This window comes from Pseudomonas sp. 2(2015) (assembly GCF_000955865.1).
Classification (GTDB): domain Bacteria; phylum Pseudomonadota; class Gammaproteobacteria; order Pseudomonadales; family Pseudomonadaceae; genus Aquipseudomonas.
Window position 1 is genome coordinate 1 of the sequence record NZ_JYOF01000010.1, and the last position, 19,766, is coordinate 19,766.

The following is a 19,766-nucleotide window of genomic DNA, read 5'->3' on the forward strand; positions in this document are numbered from 1 at the left end:
TGTCGCCCCGCCACAGGGTGAACAGCGCGGCCAGGTCGAGCACGCGGTTGAAGTCGACGGCCGGGTCGTGGCTGGCCAGCTCCAGGCTCAGGCGAAAGGGCTGGGACAGGCCTTCCTCGAGGTGGAACTCGACCACCTCGAAGGCGTCGCCCTGCAGGGGCTCGAAGGTGAAGCGCAGGTCGCTTTGGCGGGGCATGGGGGGCTCCTTGTAGGGTCAGTCGACCAGGCAGCTGGCGTCGCCGTTTTCCAGGGTGCCGCCGTGGTCGGTGGTATCGCCGACCCGGGCCACAGAATGGCCGCCAATGGTCATCGACGACGAGCCGCTGGTGATGCTGGCGCCGCAGCCGAGGGTGTCACCAACCCGGGCAATGGCGCGGCCGTTGACGGTGAAGCTGTCGGCGCCACTGTCGACCGTGGTCGGGCCGCAGGTGGGGCAGTGATGGTTGTGGCCAAGCAGTACGATGGCAGGCATATCGCCTCCTGATCGGTGCAGCAGGAAAGGGGTGCGCCACAGGCGAGCCGTGGCGCAACGGTACGGGCGCAGCGGTTAGGCCGGTTTGCGCCAGTCGTCAGAGGCCTCGGTGCCGGCCACTTCATGGCTCCAGCTGACCTTGCGGTAGGCCAGGCTGGTCTTGATCAGCTGGGTGTAGTTGGCGTTGTCGCTGTCCTGGGCATGGGGCAGCACGGTGTGGATGTCGACCACGGTGGCGTCTTCCAGCTTGGTGGTGAAGAAGTGCTCCTGCTTGCCGTCTACCGAGGTCCGAAACCACTTCACCTCGACGGTCGGCAGCATTTCGCCGGTGGCCAGGGCCTGGTAGAGCATCGGCGAGGCCTTGCTCAGGGCGCTGGTGAAGATCAGTGGCTTGTGCACCCGCTGGCCTGACGGCTGGCCGCTCTGCGGGTCGGTCGGGGTGGTGATCTGGTGATCGATTTCCTGGGCGAGGATCTCGTCCTCATGGCCTTCGACATAGACGTTGCCGACCGAGTCGGCGGTGAAGGCGCCCTTGGTGATGTGGCCCTGGTTCTGGCCGTGGATGCTGATGTAGGCAGGTGTTGGCATGACATGCTCCGTGTCGCGTTCGATTGAACGACCCGCAGGTCGCCACCGTCGCCATGACGGTGAGTGTGTTGGCCCGATGGGCCAGGCTTTGCAGGCGCCCGGGGGCGCGCTGAAAATCGTTCAAAGGCTGAGAATCCGTTCCAGCGACACCAGCACCTGTTCGCTGATGCTGTTCAGGCGCAGGGCGTAGGCGCTGTAGGCGCCCACCAGGACCACGGCGGCCAGGGCCCAGGGTGTCCACAGCGGCAAGCTGCGCTTGAGCCGGTAATTGCGTGGGGCAATGTTGCGCAGCGGCTCGGTCAACTGCGTGGGCGTTTCGCCCCTGAGCGGGCGCAGCACGCCGTGCAACTGGGTGATGATCTTCTGCACCTCGGCCTCACCATTGGCCTGCTTGCCGTACTTGCCCTTGAGGCCCACGCACAGGCACAGGTACATGAACTCCAGGACGTGCTGGTACTTGGCCGCTTCGCTGGACATGCGCGCCAGCAGGGTGAAGAACTTTTCGCCGCCCCAGGATTCATGGTGCAAGGCACTGAGCAACGGCTGCTGTCGCCACTCGCCATGAAAGCCCCAGGCGCTGCTCATGACCACTTCATCCACCAGCAGGCAGAGGCTGTAGGAGTAGGCCTTGAGAGTGCTGGGTTGGTAGTCGAGCTGGGCGACTTCTTCCATTACCGTGACGATCTGGTTGTGAATGCTCTGGCGCAAGGCCAGCACCTCATCGTGCGCGTCCAGGCTATGCAGGCGCAGGACCAGCCCGATCAGCGGCATGGCGGCATCACACAGCGGGTTCCACGACAGCCCGCGCAAGTCGAACTGCGGGTCGCAGCGCAGCGGCCCGGGAGCGCCGGCGGGGTTGCCGGTTTTGTGCAGCACCGCGTCAACGTGGAGCTCTTGATTGCTCGGCTCCTGGCTGGCATCACGCATCTTTTTCACTCCTGATGGCCCACAGCTGCAGCTCAAGCTCAGGGAAGTCACCGGCGATGTGGAAGCCAAAGCCGCTGGCGCTGTGCAGGCTTTGCCAGGCAGGGTCGTGGCAGTCGAGTTCGAAGTAGCTGAAGCCGGCGTGGAACGGCAGGTGGCGTGGCGCCACCGGCAGGGGGATCAAGGGGATGCCCGGCAGTTGCAGGCTGATCAGCCGGCCCAGGGTTTCGCTGGAACTGATCTTGATCTGCCGCGGCAACTGCTGGCGCAAGGTCTCCAGCGGCAGGTTGGCGCGTACCGCGAGAATGAACTCGGCGTTGTCCAGCAGGCGCTTGTCGCCCAGTGCGGCGCTCATGACGCCGTACTCCAGGGTTTCGATCGGCAGCGATACCGCCCGTGGTTGCAGCACCGTGCCCAGGGCCCGGCGCAGGGTAAGTTCCAGGGGCTTGAAGCACTGGTGCAGGCTGTCGTGCTGATAGGCCGGGCATTCCTCGGGCAGGTGGCTTTGCTCGGTGAAGGTCACCAGCTCGCCGCAGGCCTGGGCAAAGGTGATGTACAGGCGTTCGGGGTGGATGTGGCGTTGCCGGTTCAGGTGCTGGAACAGCGGGTACCAGCGGTTGAGGGTTTGCAGCAGGTTGAAGTCGGTGACGTCGGCCACCCCGGACTGCCCGGGCGAGCCGATGCGTTCGGCCAGGTTGCGCGCCCGTTCACGCATCAGCCCGGTGATTTCGCCCAGGTAGCGCTGCAGCGCCGGCACCGCCTGCAATGACAGGCTGGTGGGATAGAACTGCTCGTCCATCACCAGGCTGCCGTCGGGGCGCTTGTCGTGGATCCTGCCCACGGCAATGCTGGTGAAGGCGCTGCGGTCATCGCGTTCGAGCATCAGTTGCAGGTTGGGGACCGCCAGGTTCATTTCCACCTGGTCGCCGCTTTCGCTGTGGATGTCATGCACCGGCTTGCGCTGGGCGATGTAGCGGCTGTTGGCGTACTGCTCGGGCCAGCGCACCTCCAGTCCTCCGGCGGATTTGAGCGGCAGCGTCAGGTAGACCACCTGGTTGACCAGGCCGCTGTCGCTGATTTCCAGCGGCGCTGGCGGGGCCAGGTCGCCGGGGATGTCGAAGACGCTGCCGTCAGGCAGGATGCCCCGCGCGCGGTTGATCGCCACCTTGGCAAAATTGAGGAACTCGTTGTTCAGCTCCAGCTCGCTGAAGCCGTACAGCGCCGGGTTGAGGCTCTCGACCCGCTGTTGCGCGGCGGCCTCCGTAGCGCGTGCCTGTTGCTGGAAGTGCTGGGGTTTGACGAACAAACCCTCGTGCCAAATGACCGGGTGGCGTGAACTCATTGTCGGGCTCTCTGAAGGTAAGGGGCGCAAGCTGGCGTCATCGGGTTTCACCCTTGAGTTCGACCTGCGCCTGGCCAAGCTCGACCAGCAGCGCGTAGCGCCGGCCCTTGGGTTCGACGCGCAGCAACTGCTTCCACTGGCTGACCTCCTCGTTGTGGTAGTCGGCGATCACCGCGACGAAGCGCGTCTGCTCATCAAGGGGCTGTGGGTCGATGAACTTGAACTGGCCGGGCCGCAACAGGTAGTCGTCGACGCGGATATAGGTGCTGCCCAGGGCGTGTTTCAGGTCGAGCGCCAGGGCTTGGGCACTGGCGCTGATCAGCAACGAGTCGTCGCTCAGTTGCAGGACCCTGAACGCCACCGGCGTGGCAATCAGTTGCGGGGCAAGGTGCTGCGCCGAGGTAGCCAGGTGGACGCCGGCAGCCTGGTAATCGCCCAGGGGCGACGCCTCGACCCAGGACGCCTGGGGTTCAGGCGCAGGTTCTTCACGCACGGGTGATTGCGCCGGGGCGTTTTCGTACAGATGCTCGAGCACCGCTTGCAGCTTGTCTGCCAGGGCCTGGGGGCTGCTGGCCTTGATGTCGAGGCGGTAGGGCGCCTCGGCGGGGTGTTCGGCGGCCATTGGCGCGTTGCCGGGGGTGACCAGGCGGCGGTTGACGTCATCGCTGGCGTGCAGGCTCAGCGAGTACTGGCTGGGTTGATCATCGGGCCCGCCCACCGGCGTCGAAGGGTCGACGATCACCTGGCCGAGCTTGCCCAGCAGTGTGCAGCCGCCGAGGGTCAGGGCTGCCAGCAGTAACAGGCCCAGGCGCAGTGAGCTGGCCGCTGCCGGGTATTTCCTGCCACGCGCAACAGGCGGGTGGCGGTGGTTGGGTGCGGGCTGGCGATGGGCTGTTGCCAGCGGCATCGACGGCGGCGCACCCAGGCCCAGCATCGGGTCGTGCTGTTCGCGCGGATCCAGTGGCCGGCACAGGCGATCGAAATCCGCGCACAAGGCCGGGGCAGGCACAGGCGCTGGCTGCAGCGGGCGGGTATTGGCGTGCCAGTCCTCCAGGCCGTCCTCGTGCCCGCTGAGCAGCTCGGCCAGCGAACGCTGGCTGAGGTGGCGTGGGTCATCGTCGGCACAGGCAGCGCTGTGCAGGTGCACGACGATCCGGTAGACACCGACCTTAAGCCAGTCGCCTTCGTTCAGGCGAACGGTGGCGCCGCGGCCCAGGGGCAGGTCATGGCCATTGAGGTAGGTGCCGTCGCACAGGTCGGTGACACAGAAGCGGCCTTCATGCCAGTGGATCCGGCAGTGCTGCGGGCGCACGCGGCCAGAGCGGTCACGCAGCAGCCAGTCGCAGCCGTGGCTGCCGATCAGGCCGCCGCGGTAATCCATGCCCCGGCTGGGCAGGCAGCCATGCAGCAGCTGCGCCGGATTAGCGATCACCAGGGTCAGCTTCATGCGCGCCCCCTGATCCGTACCACGGCAGGGTGGCGCTGTTGCTGGTTCTCGATGAAGCTGGTCCAGCCCAGGTGGGTACCGCCCTGGCGCTGCAGGTTGAACGGCGGTACGTCCTCTGCGCACAGGTGCAGCTCCAGATCGTAGGCGGTCACGTCGCGCAGCAGAAACTCCAGCAACTGGCGCAGGCGGGCGAACTGCGTACCACTGGGCAGAAACTGGCGAAAGCGCGCCTGGGACAGGTTGGGGATCACCAGGGTGAACTTGCTGGCGCGGGTCCGGGTGCGCTCGCCAACCACGAAGCTGTTGCCCAGCTGGCCGTTGCGCTCGCCCAGCACCAGGCGCTGGCGCGAGGGCACGGGCACGGTGCGCCGTTCGAACTCACGTAGGTAGACGCCCTGTACATCGAAGCAATGCTCGACGATGCCGGACACCATCGACGGCGGCCGGCTGCGGCTGGCGATCAGCCCGGCAAAGCTCAGCAGGCGGCCCCAGGGCAAGGGCGTAGCACCGCGCAGGTCGTTGTCGTTCAGGCCGATCAGAGAAAACACATAACGCGAAAAACGGTCGCGGGCCCCGGGCTGGAAGCGGATGTAGTAGCGGTACTTGCGCCAGCTCTGGTGCAGCAGGGTCAGCAGGCGATGATTGAAAAAGTCCAGGAATGCCGGGCGAATCCCGCGCTCCTGGGCCTGCTCGTAAGCCAGGCGGTCGAGGTAGTAGGCGGGCAGGGGCGAGTCGCTGCCCTGCAGGCCGAAGAAGCTGGTCTGCACCCGATAACGGTGGTTACCGCTGCCGTCGTCGGCCAGCACGCCCGCCTGGGTTACGTCGGACGCCGGAAAGCCGAGGCTGGCCTGGCTCTGCAGGCGAACCCGGCGGCGCGTGGCCAGGGCCGCAGGCAGTGCTTCGAGGTCGTCGCCGTGCAGGGCGTGCAGGTGCTCGAGCAGGCGATGGAACGAATAGTTGCGGGCGTCGGCCAGCAGCGCTTGGGCTAGATCAGGGGTTGCCTGCCGGTCAACAGTGGCCATTCATAGTGCTCGTTGTTGGTGGTGTTGATCACTTCCAGGCGATGGAAGGAATTGATGCTGGCGTAGAGGGCAAAGAAGCGTGACAACACGCTGGCGAACAGGTACAGGTCGCCCTCGCAGAGAAAGGCCTGCTGGTCCAGGTGCAGGCAGGTCTGCAGGCCGCGCACCGGCAGGCCCTTCATCAGCCAGTCGACCGCGCAGGTCTGGGCCTTTCCAATGCCATTGAGGCGCTTGCGTGTGGCCCGGGCCTGCTGCAGGTCATGCAGGGCGGCAAAGTCGTAGGCGCGAATCACCGCCTTGAGCGGCTCGGCCGACAGCAGCGACAGGTAGTTGAGCGACAGGTTGGAAATCAGCGTCCAGTGCAGGCTGCTGTCGAGTACCGGCCGGTAGGCGCGGGTCGGCGCGATCAGGTTGGTATAGGTGGCGAACGAAGGCGTCGCCTCGGTCGACAACGACAGATCGCCGACCCCCAGGGCCTGGGGCAGGTCGCGGTTGCTGCAGGTCAGCTCGATCGAGGCGGTTTCGCGCTCGCCGATGTACAGGCTCTCGTCGCCGCGGACAAAGGCGATGCGATGGATCAGGCCATCACGGCCATGGGATTCTTCGATGTGGGTGCGAAAGTACAGGGCGGTGCGCCCGCGGGCGAGTTCGATCTCGTGCTGGAACGACTCGAAAGGGGTGAAGGTGCGAAGCGGCTCGCCCTGGCGTTCCTTGTCGCTGGCATCCCAGCCGGCTACCCGGTCGACGCTGAATACCTCGTACGCTTCAGGGTGCTTGCCCGCAGGCCGGATACGCCGCTCCAGCTGGCGTCCGTCGAGGGCAATGGGCTCGGCATCGTGGCTGAACAGGTTGACCGCCGGTGCGCAGTACAGCTGCAGGTCGCGGGTGCACAGGCGCATGTTGGCCGGCATGGGCCGGGAGAATTCGAACTCGAAGCGAATCTGCCCGCAGCTCAGCGCCGGCCATACCCGGGCAAGGCCAGTGAGGCTGAAGAAGTGAAAACGCTGGGGGAAGACGAAGTACTCCTGCAATATCCGGTAGCCGTCGAAGACATTGCGCGGGTAGGGCAGCAGCGCCTCTTCGGCGCTGAACCCGGGAAAGCCGATGTTCTCGGCCGACAGCCCGTAGGTGTTGCCATCGATATGCAGGGTCAGGCGTTTCAGGTAGTGGGCAATCCACAGGTACAGGGTCTGGGCCGTGGCGTCGTCACCGCTGAGGTGAAAATCCAGTTGCTCGCACTCCAGGCTGTTGAGCGGTTGCGGGGTCAGCACCTTGAGATCGATGCGCAGCATTGAGGTCTCGCGGCTGTGCGCATCACTGACCTCTTGCATGGCCAGGGGGAACAGGCTGACTTCGGTACAGGTGCGAAACTCGCACGACACACCATCCACGGGCTTGGCGAACAACCGCGTGCCCTTGGGCAGCACTTTGCGCCGGGTGATCGCGTCAGGCCGCGGCTCGAAGCGCACGATGGTGGCGCTGGGCAGTGGGCGCAGGTAGTTGGGCCAGAGCATCTGCAGCAACGGATGGGTCAGCTCGGGCAGGTCGTCGTCGATCTTCATGCCCAGCTTGGCGGTGAGAAAGGCGAAGCCTTCCAGCAGGCGCTCGACGTCCGGGTCGCCGGCCTGGTCGCCGAGAAACTGCGCCAGTTGCGGGTTGTCTTCGGCAAACTCGCGGCCCAGCTCGCGCAGGTAACGCAGTTCATCGGCAAAGCGTTGTTTCAAGCTCATGGTCTTCTCACTTCACCCGGGTGTAGCCGTCGCGGCCATGGATGGCCACTTGCAGTTGCACCTGTTCTTCCCTGTGCTCGAGCCGTACCTGGCAGTCGAGGCGAAAGTTCAGCTCCAGCGGCAGGTCCGGGTCAGGCTGATAACGCACACCGGTGACCTTGATCCGCGGCTCGAATGCCTCGACCGAGCGGCGAATGTCGGCGCTGATGGCGATCAGCAGGTCGTTGCTGCCCTGGGCGGCACCGTTGAAATCGCGCAGGCCCAGTTCAGGGCTGCTTTGCGAGCAGCCCTGGCGGGCGTTGAGCACCTGTTCAAGGTGCCGCTTGATCGCTTCGATCGCCTGCCGGGCCTGGCTCTGCGCCGTGCCCGGGCGGTAGTGCGGGGCGTCGGGCTCGAGGCGCTCGAACAGGCTGTTGACGCTCATCTACTGGGTGTCCAGGCGGCCAACCAGCGAGATCTCGAAGTTGGCGCCCATGTACTTGAAGTGCGGGCGCACCGCCAGCGAGACCTGGTACCAGCCCGGGTTGCCGGCCACCTCCTGGACTTCGATCTGCGCGGCGCGCAGGGGGCGGCGGCTGCGTACGTCGGCGGACGGGTTGTCCTGGTCGGCAACGTATTGCTTGAGCCAGGTGGTCAGTTCGCGCTCGACGTCCTGGCGCTCCTTCCAGCTGCCGATCTGCTCGCGTTGCAGCACCTTGATGTAATGGGCCAGGCGATTGACGATGAACAGGTAGGGCAGCTGGGTGCCCAGCTTGTAGTTGGTCTGCGCTTGCTGGCCTTCGCGGGTCTTGGGGAAGGTCTTGGGTTTTTGCACCGAGTTGGCCGAAAAGAACGCCGCGTTGTCGCTGTCCTTGCGCATGGTCAGGGGGATGAAGCCGGCTTCGGACAGCTCGAATTCCTTGCGATCGGAAATCAGCACTTCGGTGGGGATCTTGGCCTGCAACTGGCCCATGGCTTCGAACAGGTGCACCGGCAGGTCATCGACCGCACCGCCCGATTGTGGGCCGATGATGTTCGGGCACCAGCGGTAGCGGGCAAAGCTTTCGGTGATGCGCGAAGCCATTAAAAACGCCGTGTTGCCCCACAGGTAGTGATCGTGATTGGCGTCGATGCCCTCGTCGTAGCAGAAGCTGCGAATCGGGTTCTCGGTGCTGTGCCAAGGCGAGCGCAACAAAAAGCGCGGCAGGGTCGCGGCCAGGTACTTGGCGTCTTCCATGTCCCGCAGGCCGCGCCATTTGGCATGCGCCGGGCCTTCGAAGATGTCGTTGACTTCCTTGACCGCGGCCAGCTCCTGGAAACTCTTGAGGTTGAAAAACTCAGGCCCTGCGGCCATCACGAACGGTGCATGGGCCATGGCGCCAACCGCTGCCACGTAGCCGAGCAACTTGATATCCGGCGACGACGGGCCGAAGGTGTAGTTACCGATCATCGCTGCCACCGGCTCGCCACCGAACTGGCCGAAGCCTGCGCTGTAGACGTGCTTGTACAGGCCGCTGCGGGTGATGTCGCCGGCATTGTCGAAGTCGTCGAGCAACTCCTCCTTGGTGACATGCAACACCTCGAGCTTGATGTTCTCGCGAAAATCCGTGCGATCGACCAGCAGCTTCAAACCGCGCCAGGCCGATTCCAGTTGCTGGAACTGCGGCTGGTGGAGGATCTGGTCGATTTGCCGGCTCAAGGCCTGGTCGATTTCGCTGATCATCTGGTCGACCCGGTGTTTGTTCACCGGTTGCTGGTGATCACCGCTTTGCAGGATCTCGCTGATGTAGGCGGCCACCCCCTGGCGGGCGATGGCGTAGCCTTCCTGGGCAGGGCGGATCGTGGTGTTGGCCAGTAGTTGATCGAGCAGCGAGGCGTGTTCATCGGTCGTCAGGACCTGGGCTGCAGCGCTTTCCTTGGGCATGGTGGGTTCTCCGTTCATAACTGGGATGCAGGGCAGGGGGAGTCAGTGTTAGTTACGCGGTTGTTATGCGTCGGTAACCGTATTTGTTGCATCCAGTACCAGGTCAAGTTCCTGGGCCAGGCGCTGGCGAGTGGCTTCGTCACTGAGCAGGCTTTGCAAGTGCTTGCGAAAGGCCGGTACATTACCCATCGGCCCTTTAAGGGCGACCAGTGCTTCGCGAAGTTGCAGTAATTTGTTCAACTCCGGTACTTGCCGGGCGATGGCATCCGGGCCGAAATCATTGATCGAGCGAAAGTGCAGGTGCACGTTCAGGTCATTGTCGCGGTCGGCGCACAGTGTTGACGGTACTGCCATCTGCAAACCCACCTCAGCCTCGGCCAGCACGGCGTTGAAGCTGTCCTTGTCAATGCGCACCGGGCGGCGCTCCTCGAGGCTCGAGGTATCGCCGCGGCCCAGGAAATCCCCGGTGACCAGCAGTTTCAGCGGCAGTTCGACTTCTGCCTGCTGATCACCGGTAGCGGGCACATATTTGATATTGATGCGCTCTTTGGGGGCGACGGAACCGTGCATTTTAGACATGGGAATATCCATTTCAGGCTGTAGGTCATTTATATTAGGAATGGATCCAATACCCTTTGTCATGTCGGATGTTTCCTAAAATGTTCTGATTAATGCGTAGGACAATTCGCCAATGTTCTGATTTGCGTTTAAGACTGTGTTTATATTTCTTACTTGCTCTTCCTGTATTTGGCGATTTGCTGATTTTTTACCTGTTGCAGCTTGCATTTCATTTTTTAATTGAGTGATGCTTTAAATGCGTTTTATTCGATTGAACAACTATCGGCAAACTTGCATGAGTTGCAGCTGAGGAGTGGCGATGGGCGCTATGGGCAAGGAGTGGCAATACAGGTGGCTGGGCCTGTGCGTTGCGGTATTGCTGCCAGCCAGTGCGCTGGCGGCGCCGGACTGCACCTCGATCGTTTCGCCGCTCAAGCGCCTGGCCTGTTTCGACGAAGCCGCCGGTACGCCACCGGGCCCGGCGCCGGTGGCGAGCCCGGCTTCGCGGGTAGGCCTGGTACCGGCTGTCGTCGACCTGGTGCAGCGCAATGAGCAGCGCCGCGCCGCGGACGACTTTCGCTTCCTCGCATCGCTCTGGCCCGAAGCCGATGATGACAGCCGCCAGCGGATGATCATTTCCGCGCCGGCGCTGGGCGTCGCGCCGCCGCGGCCTTACCTTGCGATCAGCTGCGAGGCGAATATTTCCCGGGTGCAACTGGTGCTGGATGAGCCGCCCGGGCCCAACCGTATCCGCCTGCAACTGCTCAAGGACGGCCAGCCGGTGGCCGATGCCTACCCGTGGCAAGTACTCGACGATGCCGGTTTGGTGGTTGACGCCGGGCGCGGGCTGCAAGCCATTGCCCTGCTGCGGCGCATGGGCGGCGGCCAGCGCCTGAGGGTGAAAAGCGATTACCCGGCACTGGACGGGCTGGTTTTCGATGCGCAAGGTTTGGGTGAGCTGATCGAGCAGGAGCGCCAGCTATGTCGCTGGTGATCGACCTCCCGGCCGGCGCTCTCACGCAGTTGTTGGCGCCCATCGAGGCCGACCGGCCCGCCGGTTATTTTGATGTGGAAGATGAAACCTTCCAGGCCATCGACCAGGAAATGGTCAAGCTGGGCGGCCTGCGCGAGAACACTATCGACTGGCCATACATCGATGAAGCCTCGCGCCAGTACCTTGCCACTCAGTGCAAGCACCTGCGCATTCTCGGCCATCTGCAGGTGGTGTGGCTGCGCACCGCAGAGTGGGGGCACTGGAGCGCTGCCCTGACGCTGCTGGCGGGCATGGTCGAGCATTACTGGGACAGTGCTCACCCGGTGCCAGGGCCGACCGGCTACCTGAACAAGCGCAAGCAGGTGCTGCGCCTGCTCGAGGGGCTCGGCCAGGCCCTGCCGAGCCTGCAGCGTAGCAGCTTTGCCGAGGTTCACCAGACCGACGCCGAACAGGCCCTGGCCAGCTTGCTGGACGGCATCGAAACCACGCGGCTCGAGCCCGCAGCGATCGAAGCGCTGCAATTGCAACTGGGCAAGTACCGCGAACGCTGCCTGCCGGCCCCGGCAGGTCGCGCGGTAGCTGCCGATGCCGGCCTGAGCCCGGCGTTCTTCGCAAGCACGGCGCCGGTGGGCAATGAGCGTGAACAGCGCCGGGCCTTGCTGAACATGGCTGAACAGATCAACCAGCAGGACCCCTACGACCCGGTGGGCTATCAGTTGCGGCGCTTCGCCTTGTGGACCCCGGTGCGCACCGCGCCGTCGGTCACCCGCGAGCGGCGCAGCGAACTCAGCGCGGTGCCCCGGGATATCGTCGACAGCTACCACGACGCCCTGGCCGCCAACAACGTCGAGCCCGCGTTGCTGATGCGCATCGAGCGCAGTGTTGGCGCCTCACCCTACTGGTTGCGCGGCAGCTTTTTGGCGGCCAGCGTGGCTTCGCGCCTGGCCATGGACGAAGTGGCGGGCGCCATTCGCCAGGCCTGCGAACGCTTCGCCTGCCGTTTACCGGGTTTGACCAGCTTGTGCTTCAGCGACGGCACGCCGTTCGCCGATGCCCAGACCCTGGCCTGGATCAGCGGCGCCGATCAGCCCGAGGCGGCGCACAGCCCGGTGCAGGAGTTCGCCGGGCTGCGCGACGAACTGATTGCCCAGCTTGATCGCGAAGGCGTCGAGGTCGTGCTGTTGCGCTTGCAGGAACTGCAAGCCGAGCAGCAGGCCCCACGCCAGCGCTGCTATGCCACGGTGATTGCCGCCGACCTGTTGGCGGCCCGCGGTCTGGCGTGGCTGGCGGACGATCTGTATGCCGGCGTTGCCCGGGTAATGCGCGAGACCAGCGCACAGGGCTGGGAGCCACAGTTGTACCTGAAGGTGGCACAGCGCTCTGGCGCCGACCCGCTGATCACTGCAGTCAAGGAGTAGCGAAAATATGGATAGGGTCTGGAGTCACCTCAAGCGTTGGCGGCTGCCGATGCTGCGCCAGTTTAACCGGTCACTGACGTTGCTGGTGATGCTGGGCGTGCTGCTGGTGCTGGGCGCAATCTGGTGGCTGGGCCCACAATGGGTCTGGAATGACCATCGACCGCTGGCGCCACTGCCCATGCGCGTGGCGGCCAGTGTCGTGGTGCTGGTAGCGCCGCTGCTGGCCTGGGCCTGGCGGGTACGCCGGCGATACCAGGCGTTTCAGGCCGAGCGCCAACAGCAGGCGGCGCGCCAGGCCGACCCCTGCCTGCCCCATGTACAGGCCCAGGAGCGGGCGCTGGCGCGCAGCCTCGATCACCTGCTCAACAACATGGAGCGCCGCCGCTCGCTGTACCAACTGCCCTGGTACCTGGTGCTCGGGGCGCAGAATGCCGGCAAGACCAGCCTGATTACCCGCTCCAACCAGAGCTTCGCCCTGTCTCAGGTCACCCGCGCGGGCGCCAGCGCCCAGCAGGATCCCGATCTGGCGTACCCGATCGACTGGTGGATAGGGGACGAGGCAGTGCTGTTCGACCCGCCGGGCGAACTGCTCAGCCAGCCTGAAGGGCCATTGCCCCACGAAGCCAGTGCCGAGGGCGAAGACAGCGTTCAGCAGGGGCTCCCCGTCGGTACTCACCAGCGGCTGTGGCTGCACCTGCTCGACTGGCTGGCCCGCACCCGCAGCCGTCGCGCCCTCAATGGCGTGGTGCTGGTGATTGACCTGCAAAGCTTGCTGACCCAGGCGCCGGAGCAGCGCAAGGCCCAGGCGAACCTGCTGCGCACACGCTTGTATGAACTGACCCGGCAGTTGGGCACCCGCCTGCCGGTGTACGTGACCCTGAGCAAGGTCGACCTGCTGGAAGGTTTCGAAGAGTGCTTTGCCCGGCTTTCGCCGAGCGGGCGTGAAGCATTGCTGGGCTTCACCTTCAGCCTGGCGGCAGTGGACGACTTCGATGCCTGGCAGCAAGAGCTGGCCAGCCGTTACGACAGGTTTGTCGAGCTTCTGGGCGCGCAGGTATTCGACAGTTGCGCCCAGGCCCATTCGTTGAGCGAGCGTCAGCGGCTGGTGGCGCTGGTGCGCCAGTTATCCGGCCTGCGTCCGGCACTGCTGGGTTTTTTCGCCGAGATGCTCGGCAGTGACTGCTTCACCACGCCGGCACTGGTACGGGGGGTGTACTTTTCCTCGGTGTACCAGCAGGGTACGCTGAGCAACGCCTTCGTCGACGAGGCCGGCAAATCCTATCAACTGCCGTCGCCGGCAGCCGAGGTAAAGCCTGCCGGCGGCAAGGTGGTCTATTTCGCCCAGCAGCTGTTCCAGCGCGTCATCTACCCGGAGGCGGGGCTGGCCGGCGACAATATCAAGGTCGCCCGCAGCAAGCGCCGGCTGTTGCTTGCCGGGTTTGCCGTCGCTTCATTGGGCTGCTTGCTGGCGGTGGGACTGTGGCAGCTGTACTTCAGCGTCAACCGTGACAAGGCGGCCAACGTCCTGGCCAAAAGCCAGGAGTTCAGTGCACGGGATATCGATGCCAAGGTCGACACCACTGGCCGTAATCTTTTGGCGCCGCTGGACCAGATTCGTGACGCGGTGTCGGTGTACGGCGACTATCGTCAGGCCTGGCCGCTGCTGTCCGACATGGGCCTGTACCAGGGCAAGAAGATTGGCCCGACGGTGGACGAAGCCTACCTCAAGCTGCTGTCCAAGCGCTTTTTGCCGGCCCTCGCCAGCCGCGCCCTGGAAGCTGTCTTTGCTGCGCCTACCGGCAGTGACGAGCAACTGCAGGCGTTGCGCGTGTACCGCATGATTGAAGATCGAGGCAATCGCCAGGCGGCCATTGTCGAGCAGTGGGCAGCTCGGCAATGGCAGCGCGCCTACCCCGGTCAGGGGCAGGTGCAAGCCGACCTGATGCGCCACCTCGACTACGCGCTGAAGTACGCCGACGCCGATCTGGCGCAGCACCACGAAAAAATCGCCCAGGTGCAACAGGCCTTGCGTCAGCGGCCCATGGCCGAGCGGGTTTATCTGGCTCTCAAGCGCCAGGCGCAGGCGCGTCTGCAGCCGGCGCTGGACCTGCGCAGCGAAGTGGGCCCGGCCTTTGACATCATCTACCAGGTGCCGTCCGCCAGTGAGGGCGACAGCCTGTTGCTGGCTCCGCTGCTCACGGCCAAAGGCTACAAGGCTTACTTCGAGTCGGGTAGCCGTAACCTCATCGAGCTGGCAATGATCGACCAATGGGTACTCGGCGAGCGTCAGCGCCTGGATTACTCCGAGCATGACCGCGAGGTGCTCGGCCAGCGCGTTCGCGCCCTGTACCACGCCGACTATGTGGACAGCTGGCGCCGGGCACTGAACCAGGTTTCGATCGTCGATTTTCGTGACCTGGGCGGGCCACGGCGTGGCAGTGCTTGAGCAGGTAACCGGGCCCGGCGCACCGGTGCGCCGCCTGCTGGAAACCCTGCGCGACAATACGGTGATCTTTGCGTCGCTGCCGGTGGCCGAAGTTGAGCCGTTAGCCGGTGCGCAAACGGCAACGGATGGGCCGCCCCAGGCGGTGGCGATCCGCCGGGCATTTTCCGGCCTGGCGGAGTTGATCACGCCCCAGGCTGACCGGCCGTCCTACTATGACGAAACCCTGCGTGCGGTCAGTGCGGTGTACGACTACGCCAAGACCGTGCACGACAGCCCCGACCCGGGCAAGGCCGCATTGAAAGCGGTGTTGCAGCGCTTCGCGCTGGGCGGCGCCGACCCGATTGCCAACCTGCAGCGTATCGCCGCCGGCTTGCCCGAACCGCTCAACCAGCAGGCCAGAAAGCTTGCCGACCAGACCGCGCAGGTGTTGATGATCGCCGCCCTGGGCGAGCTGGAAAAGCGCTGGGACAGCGAGGTCTACAGTTTCTACCATGAGCGCCTGGCCAATCGTTACCCGTTCAGGCCTGCTGGCGAGGATGCCTCGCTGGAAGACTTCGAGAGCTTCTTCGGCCCCAAGGGGCGCTTGCAGCAGTTTCAGGACCAGTACCTGAGCGTATTCCTCAAGGACAACCTCGACGCCCTGTACTCCGATGCCCTGGGTGGCTACCTGGTGCGCAGCGATGTGCTGGAGCAACTGCAGCATGCCGAACGCATCCGTGACACCTTCTTCAACAACCGCGGCCACCTGGCAGTGCAATTGAGCATCGAACCCCTGGCCTTGAGCAGCAGTCGCCTGAGCAGCCTGCTGAGCATCGATGGCCAACTGGTCCCGTACCGCCATGGCGCGCCGCAGCGCACCGGGCTGGTCTGGCCCAATGACCTGGGCAGTGCCAGTGCCAGCCAGCTGACGCTGGTGAACAGCAGCGGTAACACCGCCAGCCTCAGCTATCGTGGGCCCTGGTCGCTGTTTCGCCTGCTCAGCCGCGCCCAGCTCAACGGCCGCACCGACACCAGCGTCGATCTGACCTTTGCCGTCGCCGATGGCCTGATGCGCTACCGGGTCGAGGTACAGAAGGCCAACAACCCGGTGACCCAGCGCAGTTTCGCCGGGTTTGCCTTGCCCAGGACCTTGCTCGAGGCGCGCCGCGGCCTGGCGGTCGATGATGAGTCATAGCCGTGCGCCCCTCGGCGTGTTTGATACAAATCAAGGCCCCCACGTCGCTCAGCGCAGACACTGAGGCTCCGCAGCCCGTCTGGGAGCCCGCCATGTCTGACTTACACCATTGCCACCCGCAGCCGTTCACCCCGCACGGGCAGTGGCCGGGCGAGCCCGGTGGGCATGCCGATACCCGCAGGTTCCATGCCGCCATCGGCTCGCTGGATGTGTTGCGCGCGCTGCGCGCCAGCCGCCAGCAGCACCGGCCGTTGTCCTTGAGCGTGCAACTGCCGGCCGGCCTCGATGGCGAGGAACAAGCTGCCTATCTGCGCGGCCTGCAACGGGAGATTGCCCTGGTCGGCTGTCACCTGGGGGCCGACCAGAGCATCGAGCAGTTCCATTTGAGTGGTGCCATACCAGGCCCCGAGGTGCTGAAGCGTTTGATGGAGCAGCTGCGCCAACGTTTCAGTTTTCTCCCGCACGAACTGGGTGACTACGGCGTTGAAGTCGACCTCTACCACACCAGTTGGGCGACCATGGGCCTGTTGCGCGACCAGGGTTTCAACCAGGTCAGCATCGGTGTGCCCGATTGTGGCCAACCTCAAGCGCTGTCGGCAGCCCGCTGGCAGAACCCGGCGCCGATTCATTCGCTGATCGATGCCGCGCGCACTTTCGATTTTCGCTCGGTGAGTGTCGACCTCGGCTATGGTCACGCCTGGCAAACCCCGGACAGTTTTGCCCGCAAGCTGGCCACCCTGATCGAGCTTGAGCCCGACCGCATGCTGGTGTTCGACTACGCCCAACCGCCGGCGCGCTATGCCCACAGTGCCCGGCAAGCACCCTGCAGCGAGCAGGACAAGGCGCTGATGCGCCGTAGCTGTTTTGCCCAGTTGCTGTCTGCGGGGTACCAGCACATTGGCCTGGGCCAGTTCGTGCGTGCCGACGACGACCTGGCGATTGCCCAGGAGCGTGGACGGTTGCGGCGCAATTGCCAGGGCTTTACCCGTCACGGCTATTGCGACCATGTCGGCCTCGGCCTGGGCGCGATCAGCCAGTTCGACGAACTCTACACGCAGAATGCCCTGACCCTTGCCCATTACCTGCAGCAGCTGCGCAACGACCAGTTAGCCACTTGCCGTGGCTGGCGCGGCGGGGCGCATGACCAGTTGCGCCAGCGGGTAAGCGAACGCCTGGCCTGTGACCTGGAGCTGGATATCGAGGCCATCGAGGCCCGCTACGGCGTGGATTTTCGCCAGTACTTCGCCAGTGCCTGGCGCCAGCTGGAGGCCATGCGCCGGACAGGGCTGGTCGAGGTCTCGGCGCGCCACATCAGCATATTGCCCGCCGGGCGGGTGAACGTGGATGCCATCTGCCAGCTGTTCGAACAGCAGCAATGGGTCGATCACGATGCCGGTCTTTGAGCCTGGCCAACTATTCTTTTGAGGGTCGAAAATACCCTGGATGACCAGGGTAGAAACAACCCTGGCAGGGTCATTGTTACCCCGATTTCAGCCCATGGCCGAGCCCGCGCCCGGCAAACCGCGAGGGGCATGGCTCTTGCACTACCTTGCTCAAGTCCGACGGCTCACGCTGAGCTGTCGGTAACAAGGTAAGGAGAGGCTTGATGCAAGTACTTGATCGCCGTAAAGCGCTGGCCATCGCGCCGCTGTTGCGCCTGGCGTTCCGCCCGTTGTTCCTCGCTGGCTGCGCCCTGGCGCTGGTGGCCATTCCCTTGTGGCTGGCGGCCTTGAACGGCTCGCTGGGTAACTGGCAGCCGGCCGGCGGCTGGCTGGCCTGGCACCGGCATGAACTGGTGTTCGGCTTTGGCCTGGCGATCATCGCCGGCTTTTTGCTTACGGCGGTGCAAACCTGGACCGGCCAACCGGGCCTGAGCGGCAAGCCGCTGGCAGCCCTGGCGTTACTCTGGCTGGCCGGGCGGGTGGCATGGTTGGTGAATGCGCCCTGGCCGTTGCTGGCGCTGCTGGAACTGGGTTTCCCGCTGCTGGTGGCGGTGCTGATGGGGCGCACCCTGTGGCAGGTGCGGCAAAAACGCAATTACCCGATCGTGATGGTGTTGCTGCTGTTGACGGCGGTCGATGGCCTGTCGGTGTATGGCCTGGTGCAAGAGCACGACGGTTGGCAGCGCCAGGGCGTGCTCGGCGGCATCTGGCTGGTCGGGGCGATGATGGGGCTGATTGGCGGGCGGGTGATTCCATTCTTCACCCAGCGCGGCTTGGGGCGCACACAGGCGGTCACGCCCTGGCCCTGGCTCGACGGGCTGCTGCTGGCGGGCTCGGCGCTGGTGGCGCTGTTGTCTGCGGCAGGGCCGGCGTTGCAGGTCAATGCCGGCATTGGCTTGCTGTTCGCGGCACTGGCGCTCGGGCATATCGTGCGGTTGTGGCGCTGGCATGATCGAGGGCTTTGGCAGGTGCCGCTGCTGTGGTCGCTGCACCTGGCCTATACCTGGTTGGTGCTGGCCTGCCTGGGCATGGCCCTGTGGCATTTCGGCGTGGCGCTGAATCCGAGCCTGGCCGTGCATTGCCTGACCCTCGGCGCCATGGCCGGGTTGATCCTGGCGATGATCGCCCGGGTCAGCCTTGGCCATACCGGGCGAGCGTTGCAGCCGCCGGCGGGAATGACCCTGGCGTTCATCCTGCTCAATCTGGCGGCGGTCAGCCGGGTGCTGCTGGTGCTGTGGCTGCCACTGGGCGGTTTGTGGCTGGCGGGCGTGTGCTGGGTGCTGGCGTTTGCCTTGTATGCCTGGCGCTATGCGCCGATGCTGTTGCGCGCCCGGGTTGACGGGCACCCTGGTTAAGCGCCTGGAGGCGAAGGATGCTGTATCCGTATTTGTTGGTGGTTCATCTACTGGCGGCCATCGCCTTTATCGGCACGCTGTTTTTTGAACTGCTCATCTGGCAGGCGGTGCGCCGCCACGTGCCGGCTGCGGCGCTGGCCGGGGTAGACCAGGCGCTGTCGGTGCGTTCACGCAAGGTGCTGCATGGTGTGGTGCTGTTGTTGTACGGCGCGGGGCTTGGCCTGGCCTGGCATCACCGCGCAGCCTTGAGCGAACCGTTGGCCAGCAGCTTTGCCAGCCTGCTGAGCCTGAAGATCGTCCTGGCCCTGAGCATCATTGGCCATTACCTGTTGCTAGCGTACTGGCTGACCCGCGGGCGCCTGAGCGAGGGCAGGGCGCGCGGGATTCGCTGGAGCATCCTTGGGCACATGCTGCTGATCGTGGTGCTGGCCAAGGCGATGTTCTACTGGCAATAGCCTGCGCCCGATCGCGGGTCTGCCGGGATTGCGACCTCAGTGGAAACCGGCCTTGCCGGCGATGAGGCCGGTACAGCCAGCACATTAGCGGGCGTCTGGATTACGACCGCTTCGCGCTCGATCGCTGGCAAGGCCGGTTCCTGCAGGTCCGGTGCATGCCGGTCTATTGTGGGAGCCGGCCTTGCCGGCGATGAGGCCGGTACAGCCAGCACAGTAGGGGGCGTCTGGATTACGAGCGCTGCGCACTCGATCGCGGGCAAGGTCAGCTCCTACAGGTCCGCTGCATGCAGATTGCGATGAGGCCGGTGCAGTCAGCACATTAGATGTGGCTGGATCACGACCGCTTCGCGCTCGATCGCTGGCAAGGCCAGCTCCTACAGGTCCGGTGCATGCAGGTCTATTGTGGGCCGGCCTTGCCGGCGATGAGGCCGGTACAGCCAGCACATCAGCTAGCGTCTGGATTACGACCGCTGCGCACTCGATCGCTGGCAAGGCC

General features: G+C 64.7%; 16 protein-coding genes and 1 pseudogene. 6 read left to right on the forward strand and 11 right to left on the reverse strand.

Features of this window, described 5'->3' with window-relative positions; translation table 11 throughout:
- The 11 genes from UB48_RS13870 to tssB all read right to left on the reverse strand — a co-directional run.
- Positions 1-196, reverse strand: a 196-nt coding sequence (locus tag UB48_RS13870) for a hypothetical protein (RefSeq protein WP_045197956.1), incomplete at its 3' end; no start/stop codon positions are given.
- An 18-nt stretch (positions 197-214) separates the two neighbouring features.
- The gene (locus tag UB48_RS13875; RefSeq protein ID WP_045197958.1) at positions 215-472 is read right to left on the reverse strand and encodes a PAAR domain-containing protein; all 258 of its coding nucleotides are present in this window, start codon (positions 470-472) and stop codon (positions 215-217) included.
- A 75-nt stretch (positions 473-547) separates the two neighbouring features.
- Positions 548-1,060, reverse strand: coding sequence for an Hcp family type VI secretion system effector (locus UB48_RS13880; protein ID WP_045197961.1), 513 nt, complete (start codon positions 1,058-1,060; stop codon positions 548-550).
- 120 nt (positions 1,061-1,180) lie between these two features.
- The gene (gene icmH, locus UB48_RS13885) at positions 1,181-1,987 is read right to left on the reverse strand and encodes a type IVB secretion system protein IcmH/DotU (protein WP_082075440.1); all 807 of its coding nucleotides are present in this window, start codon (positions 1,985-1,987) and stop codon (positions 1,181-1,183) included.
- Positions 1,980-3,326 carry a type VI secretion system baseplate subunit TssK gene (gene tssK, locus UB48_RS13890; RefSeq protein ID WP_045197963.1) on the reverse strand — a complete coding sequence of 449 codons (1,347 nt, stop codon included), beginning with the start codon at positions 3,324-3,326 and terminating at the stop codon, positions 1,980-1,982. The genes icmH and tssK overlap by 8 nt, the downstream gene beginning before the upstream one ends.
- Positions 3,327-3,363: 37 nt before the next feature.
- On the reverse strand, positions 3,364-4,773 hold the full coding sequence (tssJ, locus tag UB48_RS27105) for a type VI secretion system lipoprotein TssJ (protein WP_052676518.1): 1,410 nt from the start codon (positions 4,771-4,773) through the stop codon (positions 3,364-3,366).
- Positions 4,770-5,795: a type VI secretion system baseplate subunit TssG gene (gene tssG / locus UB48_RS13900; RefSeq protein ID WP_045197965.1), complete on the reverse strand. Its 1,026-nt coding sequence runs from the start codon at positions 5,793-5,795 to the stop codon at positions 4,770-4,772. Before tssG ends, tssJ begins: the two co-directional genes overlap by 4 nt.
- Entirely contained in the window at positions 5,759-7,525 is a 1,767-nt protein-coding gene (gene tssF / locus UB48_RS13905) for a type VI secretion system baseplate subunit TssF (RefSeq protein WP_045197967.1), read from the reverse strand. The genes tssG and tssF overlap by 37 nt, the downstream gene beginning before the upstream one ends.
- Positions 7,526-7,532: 7 nt before the next feature.
- Positions 7,533-7,949, reverse strand: a complete 417-nt coding sequence (gene tssE / locus UB48_RS13910) for a type VI secretion system baseplate subunit TssE (protein WP_045197969.1) — start codon at positions 7,947-7,949, stop codon at positions 7,533-7,535.
- The gene (gene tssC, locus UB48_RS13915; protein ID WP_045197971.1) at positions 7,950-9,428 is read right to left on the reverse strand and encodes a type VI secretion system contractile sheath large subunit; all 1,479 of its coding nucleotides are present in this window, start codon (positions 9,426-9,428) and stop codon (positions 7,950-7,952) included.
- A 63-nt stretch (positions 9,429-9,491) separates the two neighbouring features.
- A complete protein-coding gene (gene tssB / locus UB48_RS13920; RefSeq protein WP_045197973.1) occupies positions 9,492-10,007 on the reverse strand; it encodes a type VI secretion system contractile sheath small subunit in 516 nt (171 codons plus the stop codon).
- A 298-nt stretch (positions 10,008-10,305) separates the two neighbouring features.
- On the opposite strand from tssB, the gene vasI reads away from it, so the two are divergent.
- The 6 genes and pseudogenes from vasI to UB48_RS13950 all read left to right on the forward strand — a co-directional run bounded on the left by vasI (position 10,306) and on the right by UB48_RS13950 (position 19,270).
- Positions 10,306-10,980 carry a type VI secretion system-associated protein VasI gene (vasI, locus tag UB48_RS13925; RefSeq protein ID WP_249744425.1) on the forward strand — a complete coding sequence of 225 codons (675 nt, stop codon included), beginning with the start codon at positions 10,306-10,308 and terminating at the stop codon, positions 10,978-10,980.
- The gene (tssA, locus tag UB48_RS13930) at positions 10,968-12,398 is read left to right on the forward strand and encodes a type VI secretion system protein TssA (protein WP_045197976.1); all 1,431 of its coding nucleotides are present in this window, start codon (positions 10,968-10,970) and stop codon (positions 12,396-12,398) included. Before vasI ends, tssA begins: the two co-directional genes overlap by 13 nt.
- 7 nt (positions 12,399-12,405) lie before the next feature.
- Positions 12,406-16,018, forward strand: a pseudogene (gene tssM / locus UB48_RS13935) (type VI secretion system membrane subunit TssM).
- A gap of 92 nt (positions 16,019-16,110) precedes the next feature.
- Positions 16,111-17,421: a coproporphyrinogen III oxidase gene (locus tag UB48_RS13940; RefSeq protein WP_045197978.1), complete on the forward strand. Its 1,311-nt coding sequence runs from the start codon at positions 16,111-16,113 to the stop codon at positions 17,419-17,421.
- A gap of 203 nt (positions 17,422-17,624) precedes the next feature.
- The gene (locus UB48_RS13945; RefSeq protein WP_045197980.1) at positions 17,625-18,815 is read left to right on the forward strand and encodes an NnrS family protein; all 1,191 of its coding nucleotides are present in this window, start codon (positions 17,625-17,627) and stop codon (positions 18,813-18,815) included.
- A gap of 17 nt (positions 18,816-18,832) precedes the next feature.
- The gene (locus tag UB48_RS13950) at positions 18,833-19,270 is read left to right on the forward strand and encodes a membrane protein (protein WP_045197982.1); all 438 of its coding nucleotides are present in this window, start codon (positions 18,833-18,835) and stop codon (positions 19,268-19,270) included.
- Positions 19,271-19,766 lie beyond the last annotated feature (496 nt).